Origin of the sequence: Spongiibacter marinus, assembly GCF_016906995.1 — a bacterium.
Taxonomy (GTDB): Bacteria; Pseudomonadota; Gammaproteobacteria; order Pseudomonadales; family Spongiibacteraceae; genus Spongiibacter; species Spongiibacter marinus.
Window position 1 is genome coordinate 106,938 of the sequence record NZ_JAFBBD010000011.1, and the last position, 9,905, is coordinate 116,842.

At 55.1% G+C, this 9,905-nt stretch carries 9 protein-coding genes; 5 read left to right on the top strand and 4 right to left on the bottom strand.

Annotated elements, in window-relative coordinates; translation table 11 throughout:
* Positions 1-15: 15 nt before the first annotated feature.
* Complete coding sequence (gene hemL, locus HNR64_RS15930; protein ID WP_204997396.1) at positions 16-1,299, bottom strand: glutamate-1-semialdehyde 2,1-aminomutase; 1,284 nt, start codon at positions 1,297-1,299, stop codon at positions 16-18.
* 117 nt (positions 1,300-1,416) lie between these two features.
* Positions 1,417-1,836, bottom strand: a complete 420-nt coding sequence (gene hemJ / locus HNR64_RS15935; RefSeq protein WP_204997406.1) for a protoporphyrinogen oxidase HemJ — start codon at positions 1,834-1,836, stop codon at positions 1,417-1,419.
* Between the two features lie 132 nt (positions 1,837-1,968).
* On the opposite strand from hemJ, the gene HNR64_RS15940 reads away from it, so the two are divergent.
* The 4 genes from HNR64_RS15940 (at position 1,969) to HNR64_RS15955 (ending at position 5,709) form a co-directional block, all read left to right on the top strand.
* Positions 1,969-3,369: a chloride channel protein gene (locus tag HNR64_RS15940; RefSeq protein ID WP_239547919.1), complete on the top strand. Its 1,401-nt coding sequence runs from the start codon at positions 1,969-1,971 to the stop codon at positions 3,367-3,369.
* Positions 3,370-3,384: 15 nt separating this feature from the next.
* Positions 3,385-4,425, top strand: a complete 1,041-nt coding sequence (gene argC, locus HNR64_RS15945; RefSeq protein ID WP_204997397.1) for an N-acetyl-gamma-glutamyl-phosphate reductase — start codon at positions 3,385-3,387, stop codon at positions 4,423-4,425.
* A gap of 80 nt (positions 4,426-4,505) precedes the next feature.
* Positions 4,506-4,859: an iron-sulfur cluster insertion protein ErpA gene (gene erpA / locus HNR64_RS15950; protein ID WP_027873028.1), complete on the top strand. Its 354-nt coding sequence runs from the start codon at positions 4,506-4,508 to the stop codon at positions 4,857-4,859.
* Between the two features lie 181 nt (positions 4,860-5,040).
* The gene (locus HNR64_RS15955; RefSeq protein WP_204997398.1) at positions 5,041-5,709 is read left to right on the top strand and encodes an OmpW/AlkL family protein; all 669 of its coding nucleotides are present in this window, start codon (positions 5,041-5,043) and stop codon (positions 5,707-5,709) included.
* 8 nt (positions 5,710-5,717) lie between these two features.
* On the opposite strand, the gene HNR64_RS15960 is transcribed toward HNR64_RS15955, so the two are convergent.
* Both HNR64_RS15960 and HNR64_RS15965 read right to left on the bottom strand, forming a co-directional pair.
* Positions 5,718-6,839 carry an anhydro-N-acetylmuramic acid kinase gene (locus HNR64_RS15960; protein ID WP_204997399.1) on the bottom strand — a complete coding sequence of 374 codons (1,122 nt, stop codon included), beginning with the start codon at positions 6,837-6,839 and terminating at the stop codon, positions 5,718-5,720.
* Complete coding sequence (locus tag HNR64_RS15965) at positions 6,836-8,179, bottom strand: OapA family protein (RefSeq protein ID WP_204997400.1); 1,344 nt, start codon at positions 8,177-8,179, stop codon at positions 6,836-6,838. The genes HNR64_RS15960 and HNR64_RS15965 overlap by 4 nt, the downstream gene beginning before the upstream one ends.
* Positions 8,180-8,427: 248 nt before the next feature.
* Between HNR64_RS15965 and tyrS the strand changes: the two genes are divergently transcribed.
* Complete coding sequence (tyrS, locus tag HNR64_RS15970; RefSeq protein WP_204997401.1) at positions 8,428-9,732, top strand: tyrosine--tRNA ligase; 1,305 nt, start codon at positions 8,428-8,430, stop codon at positions 9,730-9,732.
* Positions 9,733-9,905 lie beyond the last annotated feature (173 nt).

The window sequence follows — 9,905 nt, forward strand, 5'->3', positions numbered from 1 at the left end:
CCTTGTAATGTGGGATCAGCGAAGGTTGGCGAACACGCGCTCAGCAACATCCAGCGTTTCCTGAATATCGGCCTCAGTGTGGGCCGCCGACATAAAGCCTGCTTCATAGGACGCTGGGGCGAGGTATACGCCGCCCTCCAGCATGCCGTGGAAGAAGCGGTTAAAGCGGTCGGTGTCACAGGCCATGACCTGCTGGTAGTTGCTGATGCGTTTCTCTTCGGTGAAGAACACACCGAACATGGTGCCAACATGGTTGCTGCTCAGGGGAATGCCAGCCGCTTCAGCGCGTGCATGTAAGCCATTAATAAGCATGTCAGTGCGAGCGAAGGGTATGTTGTAGAAGTCCGGCTGAGAAATGGCGTCAATCATCGCCAGACCGGCGGCCATGGCCGCGGGGTTGCCGGACAGGGTTCCCGCTTGATAGACGGGGCCGCTGGGTGCCAGCTGTTCCATAATGTCGCGTCGACCCCCGAAGGCAGCCACCGGCATGCCGCCGCCGATCACTTTGCCCAGGCAGGTGATGTCTGCTGTTACGCCGTAATAGCCTTGAGCGCCTTGCAGGCCAAGACGGAAGCCGGTCATTACTTCATCGATAATCAGCAGGCTTTGGTGAGCGTCGCAACACTCGCGCAGGCACTCCAAGAACCCGGGCAGCGGGGGAACGCAGTTCATGTTGCCAGCGACGGGCTCAACGATCACACAGGCAACTTGGTCGCCAAACTCAGCAAACGCCTTTTGTACGCCCTCAATATCGTTGTAACTGAGGGTGACGGTATGCTCGGCGAGTGCGGCCGGTACCCCTGGTGAGCTGGGTACGCCAAAGGTCAGTGCTCCAGAGCCGGCTTTGATTAGCAGGGAGTCGGAGTGACCGTGGTAGCAGCCTTCGAATTTGATAATTTTATCTCGCCCCGTGGCACCTCGCGCCAGGCGTATCGCGCTCATCGTCGCCTCGGTGCCAGAGTTCACCATGCGCACCATGTCCATGCCGGGAACGATATCGCAAAGACGATCTGCCAGTCGTGTTTCTATTTCGGTGGGTGCGCCGAAGCTGAGGCCCTTTTGAATTTGTTCTGTTACCGCAGTAATCACTGAGGGGTTGGCGTGACCGAGCAGCATAGGCCCCCACGAGAGAACGTAGTCAATATAGCGTTTGCCATCGACATCAAAGACATAGGCCCCTTCTGCGCGTTCAATAAAACGCGGGGTGCCGCCAACGGCTTTGAAGGCTCTGACGGGGCTGTTTACACCGCCGGGGATGTGTTGGCGGGCTTGCTGGAATAGCTGCTCTGAACGACTCATGGTGGATGCGAGAACCTCAATATTGGGCAGATAAGCGCCGGGTATTATCCCGACTTGGGGCGATTTTTCCTAGGGAAGCGCGACATCTTGTCGTCGGCTTCACTGGGTATACGGGTTTTAAAAGGGTTTGAGTACAACAAGAAATACAATAGCGAACAGCGCAATAACGGGCGCTTCGTTGAACCAGCGGTAAAACACATGGCCACGTTGGTTCTCGTTATTCGCAAAGCGTTTTACGAGTTTGCCGCAGTATAGGTGGTACACGATTAAAAAGGCGACAAAGGCCAGCTTAAGCCACAGCCAGCCAGCGTGCAGGTAGTAATTGGGGTTGTACGCCATCATGGCGATGCCAAAGATGACGGTCAATATCGCAAACGGGCTAACGAAGCGGTAGAGCTTTTGCTCCATGGTAGAGAGATGACGCTGGGTGGCGGCGTCTTCAGCCATGGCGTGATAAACAAACAGGCGGGGGAGGTAAAATATGCCGGCAAACCAGCAAACAACGGCAATAATATGCAGGGCTTTAAACCAGAGCATGGGGTGGGGCTCGCTTATGTTACTCAGCAGTTGGGCGGTAGGTGGCTTTAGCATACAATAGTTGCGCGCTTATTGGGCAGTCTGGCTAGGCTGCTATCTCACTTCTCGCAATTACCCGCAGGCTTTATTGGCATGGAATACAGCATCATTGCTCGCGCTCGTCGTCGCTTGCGTTTGTGGTGGATATTGAACCGTCGTCACACTCGGCGTCAGCTCGGTACGCTGGAAGATTGGAAAATGCGTGCAGTGTTTTGGCTTGGCGCCTTAACTGTGGGGTTGGTGATACAGGGGTTCGCCTGGCTCTCTGAGGAGAGTTTTTCTCTTTTTGAGCACGCGCACTCGCAGTATCCGTATGCGTTTCTGGTGATAACGCCACTCGGCCTGATGGCGATTGTGTGGTTGATGAACCGTTTGGCCAAGGCGTCGCGAGGCAGTGGGATACCGCAGGTGCTGTTGGTGCACAAACAGAGTTATCACTGGCTTCGAGGCCCCTTCCTATCGCTGCCGGTCGCGATATTAAAAGTACTGCTAACCTGTGCCGCGTTGCTGTTGGGGGCAACAGTGGGGCGTGAGGGTCCCAGCGTACATGTTGGCGCCGCGCTAATGTATCAATTTGGTCATTGGGCAAAGTTGAAGCAAAAACAAATTGAAAGCAGCCTGATTGTGGCCGGGGGTGCCGCTGGAGTGTCTGCTGCGTTCAATGCACCGTTGGCCGGTATCGTTTTTGCCATCGAAGAACTGCAGCAGTCGATGGAGGCGCGCACAACGGGGACGTTGATTATGGCAATCATCCTCTCGGGTGTTGTCGTGCTCATGTTTGCTGGTCACTACAGTTACTTCGGCGTGCCAGATGTCGCCGCCATGCCGTTTGAAGACTATCCCTTCATTATTGCTGCCAGTGTCGTCTGCGGATTACTCGGTGGTTTGTTCAGTTTCTTTTTGGTCGAAGGAAGTCGTGCGGTGGCGCCTTTGGTGCGAGCGCGACCAATGCGAGTGGCAATGGTGATTGGCGTGGTGTTGGCGCTGATGGGGTTGGTATCCGGCGGCGCGACCATGGGTAGTGGCTACGTGGAGGCAAAAGCGCTGCTGGCTCAGCAAGCGGAGGGCAGTTGGTGGACGGCGTTTGGCCGGATTCTGGCGACGATGCTTACCTATTTCAGTGGTATTCCCGGCGGGATCTTTTCGCCCAGCTTGGCGGCGGGGGCGGAGTTGGGTGCATCGATGACGAGCCTCTTCCCCAATGTGCAGGCGACAGCATTGATACTCGTCGGCATGGCGAGCTATTTCGCTGGTGTGGTGCAGCGGCCAATCACCGCCTTCGTGATTGTTTTAGAGTTAACAGGGAATAATCACGATATACTACCGGCCTTAATGGTGAGTGCATTAGCGGCAACGGTCGTTTCAAAGCTGGTAATGCCGCAGCCGGTATACCACGTGCTCGCACAGGATTTAGTTCGCAGTTGGGAGCATTTGCTCAAAAGCAAGCAAGATGATGAGGTCGCTAGCAATACTTCATCGACGACAGATAAGTGAATAGGAGATAGGCCCGTGTTAAAGGTTGGGATTGTTGGTGGAACGGGGTATACCGGTGCGGAGCTGCTGCGCCTTATTGCCGCCCACCCCAATGCTGAAGTGGCAATGATTACCTCAAGGGCCGAAGACGGCGTGCCGGTTGATCAGCTCTTTCCAAGTTTGCGCGGTGTCTGTGATCTCGCCTTCTCAGTGCCTGATGTGGCAGCACTGTCTTCCTGTGACGTTGTGTTCTTCGCGACTCCGCACAACGTCGCAATGCAGCTGGTGCCCGAACTGCTTGCTGGCGGCACGCGGGTGATTGATTTGTCGGCCGACTTCCGTATCCGCGATGCCGCGTTGTGGTCACAATGGTACAACGAAGAGCACGCCTGCCCCGAGTTGCTCACCGAAGCGGTGTACGGGTTGCCAGAGCGCAACAGCGACGCGATAAAAGGCGCGCGCTTGATCGCCTGCCCGGGTTGTTACCCAACGGCGGTGGAGTTAGGGTTTTTGCCACTACTTGAGCAGCAGCTAATTGACGATCAGCGGCTTATTGCCAGTGCGGCGTCTGGGGTGAGTGGCGCTGGCCGGCAGGCGAAGGTGGATACCTTGTTTGCCGAGTTAGATGGTAGCTTTAAAGCCTATGGCGTGGCGGGCCACCGCCATTTACCTGAGATTGAGCAGGAGTTGTCGTCGGCATCTGGCAAGCCCGTGCAGTTGACCTTCACACCGCATTTGTTGCCACAAGTGCGCGGTATCCACGCCACTTTGTACTCAGAGCTGTTGGACCCCGCCGTGGGTTTGGACGAGCTGCAGTTTATGTACGAAAAGCGCTATGCCGATGCACCCTTTGTCGACGTAATGCCGCTGGGAAGTCTGCCGCAAACAAGGACAGTGCGCGGTGTAAATACCTGCCGCATTGCGCTGCATCGCCCGCAAAACCGCAACACGCTGGTGGTGCTGTCGGTGATCGACAACCTCGTAAAAGGTGCTTCGGGCCAGGCCATTCAAAATATGAATCTGATGTTCGGCTTGGATGAGTCTGCGGGCCTGGATGGTGCCGCGCTGTTGCCCTAGTGTCTGGCATTCTTGACTGTTTTACTCGGATAAGAGGATAATTGTGTCCTGCCCTTTGGGTAAAAGCAGTGAGGTAAGGTATGTCAGTAGTAGAAGAGTATACGCCGTCAGTATTGCAGTTAACGGAGCGTGCTGTGGCGAAGGTTAAACACCTGATGGAAGAAGAGGCGAATGATGACCTCAAGCTTCGGGTGTTTGTCACCGGTGGTGGATGCTCTGGTTTTCAATACGGTTTTACCTTTGACGAGTTGGCAGAGGAAGACGATACGCTGGTTGAGAAAGAGGGCGTCGTTGTATTGGTCGATCCGCTTAGCTATCAGTATATTGAAGGTGCTGAGCTCGACTATACCGAAGGCTTGGAAGGCTCGCGTTTTGTTGTTAGCAACCCAAATGCCAGTACTACCTGTGGTTGTGGTTCGTCCTTTTCTATTTAACTCTCGTCTGAGTAAATCTGCGCTGACGCGCATTTAAGATACTGGCGCCAGCCAGTATTTTTTTATGCAATCGCTAAATTCCCTTATTTTTAGTAAGGCTTAATCTAGATCAAGAGTCGCCCTCAGAAAATTCGTTCTAATGGAACCCAGAACGAAGATAACTCCTCATGAGGATGACGATATGAAACAGATGAAAGCATGGGTTCCCCTTCTTCTTGGTAGCTTGGTAGCGCCAATTGCCGCACACAGTTTCGAAGCTGGTGATTGGGTGGTGCGTGGTGGTGTTACCACGACTGACCCGCGGGAAAGTAGCGATAATATCGTTGCGAATGGAAGCCCGATGGCCGCGAAAGTGGGCCTGGACAGCGACACGCAGTTGGGTATTACCGCCGAGTATATGCTGGATGCGAACTGGGGGGTCGAGTTGTTAGCGGCAACACCGTTCGAACATACGGCGACAGGTCGCGGTGCGTTAGCCGGTGTTGATATCGCTACCTTCAAACATTTGCCACCCACCTTGAGCATGGTTTATCACTTTGCATCGGTGAACGGCTTTCAACCCTACGCTGGTGTGGGTTTGAACTATACAGTGCTGTTTGACGAGGACCTGACGTCTGAATTCGAAAGCGCGGTAGACAAGGGCAGTATCGACCTTGAAGACTCATTCGGTATCGCCTTGCAAGTGGGCGCTGACTACCACGTGAACGAGCGTTGGTTAGTGAATGTGTCGGCGCGTTGGCTCGACCTGGAAACTGAGGCCGAAATTCGCACTGACGGTGGTAGTAAGTTCACCGCAGATATTGATGTGGATCCGATGGTTTACACCATTAGCGTGGGTTACAAGTTTTAAGCGCTAACTTAGCCGGGGTAGATAGCCCCTAGTATGCGGGCGCCTTTGGCGCCCGTTACGCTTGGCACATTGCCGGGCTTGCCGTTGAGCGCGGCATAGGCCAGCCACGCAAATGCGGCGGACTCTACTGCGTTGGCCGGAATGCCGAGAGCATCTGTCTTTTCAACGATCATCTCTGATAGTTTTTCTTCAAGCCGCTGCCGCAATGCGCCGTTATATGCTCCTCCGCCACAAAGAAATAGCGATACCTCGCCCTCCAAGCTTTCAGCTTTAATCGCATCGCTCAATGTTACCGCTGTTGCTTCAAGCAGTGTTGCCTGAACGTCGTTGTCGGGTATTGGCGGGAGTGTATTTAACAGTGCCGTCAGGGTGGCAAGGTTGTAGTGCTCTCGGCCGGTGCTTTTGGGGCCGGTTTGCCGATAATAGGGGTTGTCGAGCAGCTTCTCGAGTAAGCCGGTGTCTACGGTTCCGCTGCGGGCCCAATCGCCATCGCGGTCGTACTCGCTATTCCTGCGATGTTGAATCCAGCTGTCCATAAGGACATTGCCAGGGCCGGTATCATAGCCGTTAACGCTGCCGTTCTTGTGCAATACAGTGATGTTGGCCATACCACCGATATTTGCGATCACCCGATTGCTGTCCGCGCGGGAGAAGACGGCCGCATGGAAGGCGGGGACGAGCGGTGCACCTTGGCCGCCAGCGGCGATATCGCGGCGACGGAAGTCGGCAATGGTGGTTATGCCGGTCTCTTCGGCAAGTGTGTTTGGGTCGCCAATCTGCAGTGTATATGCCTGCTCAACAGGCCTTTGCGGGCTTGTGGGGCGGTGGCGTATTGTTTGGCCGTGAGAGCCGATGGCGGCGATCTGTTGAGCGTTTAAGCTTTGGGAGCGCAGAAACTGATTCACCGCTTGCGCAAGGGCGAGGGCAAGCTCGCGATCGGCCTGGCCCATTCGCTCAATTTCGTTGTCGCCAGCACTGCACAGTGCGAGCAGAGCGTTGCGAAGCGCACTGGGCAGTGGCACCTCGGCGGCGGCAAGTAGTTTGCACTGGTTCGCGGTGTCAATCAGGGCAATGTCTATTGCATCGAGGCTGGTGCCACACATCAGCCCAATATATAGCGAGCTGCTCACCCTTCGGAGCCGGGGCTGTTGTAGTTGCGCTGTGCGGCATAGGTGCGCAGCTGTAACTGCAGACCGCTGATCTGTTGTAAAAAGTCCGGCATGTCGTTACGCCCGACGCGAGTAGGCGGCGGCAATTTGTCGACGATCGTGGCGGGGTTGCGGTGCACGCCATTCATCAGGAATTCGTAGTGCAAGTGTGGCCCCGTGGCATAGCCTGTTGAGCCTACCCAGCCAATAGTCTCCCGCTGCCGAACTCGTTCTCCGCGAGATACGGCGCGTTTGTGCAGGTGGAGGTATTTGGTCACGTACGCTTCGCCATGTTTGATAAAAACGTAGTTGCCGTTTGCTCTTGAGTAGCCGGCCTCCAGCACTCTGCCATCGCCTGCCGCATATACCGGTGTGCCGCGGGGGGCTGCGTAGTCAACGCCTCGGTGCGGGCGCACCGTTTTAAAGACGGGGTGAAGGCGTTTGGGGTCAAAGCGGGAGCTGATGCGGGTAAAATCGAGTGGGGCTCGCAAAAACGCCTTGCGCATGCTCTCGCCGCTTTCCGAGAAGTAGTCGATCTCACCCTGTTTGTTCACATAGCGGTACGCTTGGAAGGAGTCGCCGCGGTTAAAGTACTGGGCCGCGAGGATTTGGCCGCTGCCAAGGTGTTCTCCATTGAGGTAGAGTTCCTCATAGATGACGATGAAATAATCGTTCTTCCGCACATCGTAGACGAAGTCCAGAACCCCGCCAAAAATATTGGCAAGCTCCATGATGATGCTCTGGCTGACCCCGGCTTCTTGCGCTGCTTTATATAGAGAACTGGTAATGGTCGCACTCGCGACGCGTTGTCGAACCTCTGGGGTTTCGCTGACTTCTGTCGTAGAAAAGCCGGTTACGCCGCGCTCATATATCAGGCTGTTGAGCTTATCAACTTGCAGGCTCATCGCGTCCAGCTTGCCTTGGTCGCTAATCTGAAAGCCGAGTTTCTGGCCGGGGCGAATGCGATTCAATGCCTTGGTTTTCTTAGCGGTGCTTATCAGCTCGTGTAGGTCTTGCGGGCTCAGCTTGGCGCGATTGAAAATGCTTGAGAGCGAGTCGCCTGGCCGAACCTCGATCTCCAGCCACTCGCGCTGCGGTTCTATGGGTGAGAGGGGCTCCGGTTCCTGTTCGCTCGGACTGATCGGCGTGAGTTCCAGGTTAAGAGGAATCGCTGTGCGTTTGGCCTCGGCATTTTCTCCGGGCAGCATCAGCAGGGAGATCCCCAAGGCGATCAGCGTTGACGCGGCAATAGCTAAATGCCGCCGTGGGAAGCGAGGGCCTTCCCGGAAGGCTGCGTGTCGTTTTTTTTGGCGGTCAAGCATCGTGGTTCCGGGTAAATGTCATTTGGCGTTTTTTTGACCATTATAACAAAGACTTGTGGTGCTATAAGGCGTATTTACCGAATGTTAACGTAATTTCTAGCTTTTGTGGCGCCTGCGGTCTCGGGGCTGCGTTCCATTTTTACAGGGCATGTTGTATCGTGCTCGGCCCTAGGCAGTCCCTGCCTTTCGCGTCGACGCAGTACCCTGCGTTTGGTATGACAGAAATAGTGAATTAAGGTTCTTTAAACATGACAAGGCTCGATACTCGGTTACTGGCCGATTTGGAGGCGCGTGGGCTCATCGCGCAAATGACCGGCGAAAACGGTCTTTCGGAGTACCTCTCTGAAGCTCCTCGGACCTTGTATTGTGGCTTTGACCCCACTGCAGACAGTTTGCATATTGGCCATTTAGTGCCGCTGTTGGCGCTAAAGCGTTTTCAGGATGCCGGTCATAAACCCATAGCGTTGGTGGGTGGTGCGACCGGTTTGATTGGGGACCCCAGCTTTAAAGCGCAGGAAAGGCAGTTGAATACGCCTGATGTGGTGGCGGGGTGGGTTGAGCGTTTGCGCTCCCAAATATCGCGCTTCGTGAGTTTTGACTGCGGTGATAATTCCGCGGAGATGGCGAATAACCTGGACTGGTTTGGGCCCATGACAGCGCTTGAGTTCTTGCGTGATGTCGGCAAGCACTTCTCGGTGAATAGCATGATTGCCAAGGAGTCTGTGAAGCAGCGAATCGACCGCGAGGGCGCTGGGATTTCATTTACAGAGTTTAGCTACTCGCTGCTTCAGGCTCTGGATTTTGCAGAATTGCATAAGCGGCATGGGTGCAGCTTGCAGTTGGGTGGTTCAGATCAGTGGGGGAATATCACGGCGGGTATCGACCTGACTCGCCGAATGCATGGCGGGGCGGTACACGGTTTGACAATGCCGCTCGTCACCAAAGCTGATGGTACGAAGTTCGGTAAAACGGAGTCCGGCACGATTTGGCTGGACCCGGAAAAGACATCGCCTTACGCCTTCTATCAATTCTGGTTGGGTACCGCCGATGCCGATGTATACAAATTCCTGCGCTACTTCACGTTCCTGAGTGTTGAGCGGATCGCTGAAATAGAAGCTGAAGACGCGCAGGCGGGAGGTCGCCCTCAAGCGCAGCGCGTATTGGCAGAGCAGATGACGGCGCTGATTCACGGCGATGACGGGCTCGCGGCGGCGCAGCGTATTACTGAGGCGTTGTTCTCCGGTGAACTGGCAGACCTTTCGGTGGCCGATCTGGAGCAACTGCGGTTGGATGGCTTGCCCTCGGCTGAGTTGTCGCGAGGTGACTTGCTGGAGCGACCGCTCACGCAGCTGCTTGCCGATGTCGGAATGGCGGCGGGCAAGCAGGTAAAGGATGCGCTGGGGCGAAATGCAGTGTGGGTGAACGCTGTCGCTGCGGGTATGGATGACAATATGAAGGCTGCAGAGGTCTTTGCGGCGGAAAAGGCGCTGGGCGATGGCTACTATGTAGTGCGTCTTGGGAAGAAGAAGTACCAGCTGCTGGTAATTCGCTGATCAACTTGCTGCTGTTTTGATCGTAAATTGCTGTTGTTTTGATCGATTGTCATTTTTTTGTAATTAGTTTGTTGTGGCGTGTTGACTCTGGGGTTTGGGTCTCTATAATGCGCCACCTCGCTTACGGAGACGGGCCTTTCGGGAAGTTTGGAAGGTGGTGTTGCTGAGGTTTG

Excerpts from the sequence above, each read along its gene's own strand:
- hemL (WP_204997396.1), bottom strand. The coding sequence starts at position 1,299 with ATGAGTCGTTCAGAGCAGCTATTCCAGCAAGCCCGCCAACACATCCCC.
- hemJ (WP_204997406.1), bottom strand. The coding sequence starts at position 1,836 with ATGCTCTGGTTTAAAGCCCTGCATATTATTGCCGTTGTTTGCTGGTTT.
- HNR64_RS15940 (WP_239547919.1), top strand. The coding sequence starts at position 1,969 with ATGGAATACAGCATCATTGCTCGCGCTCGTCGTCGCTTGCGTTTGTGG.
- erpA (WP_027873028.1), top strand. The coding sequence starts at position 4,506 with ATGTCAGTAGTAGAAGAGTATACGCCGTCAGTATTGCAGTTAACGGAG.
- HNR64_RS15955 (WP_204997398.1), top strand. The coding sequence starts at position 5,041 with ATGAAACAGATGAAAGCATGGGTTCCCCTTCTTCTTGGTAGCTTGGTA.
- HNR64_RS15965 (WP_204997400.1), bottom strand. The coding sequence starts at position 8,179 with ATGCTTGACCGCCAAAAAAAACGACACGCAGCCTTCCGGGAAGGCCCT.
- tyrS (WP_204997401.1), top strand. The coding sequence starts at position 8,428 with ATGACAAGGCTCGATACTCGGTTACTGGCCGATTTGGAGGCGCGTGGG.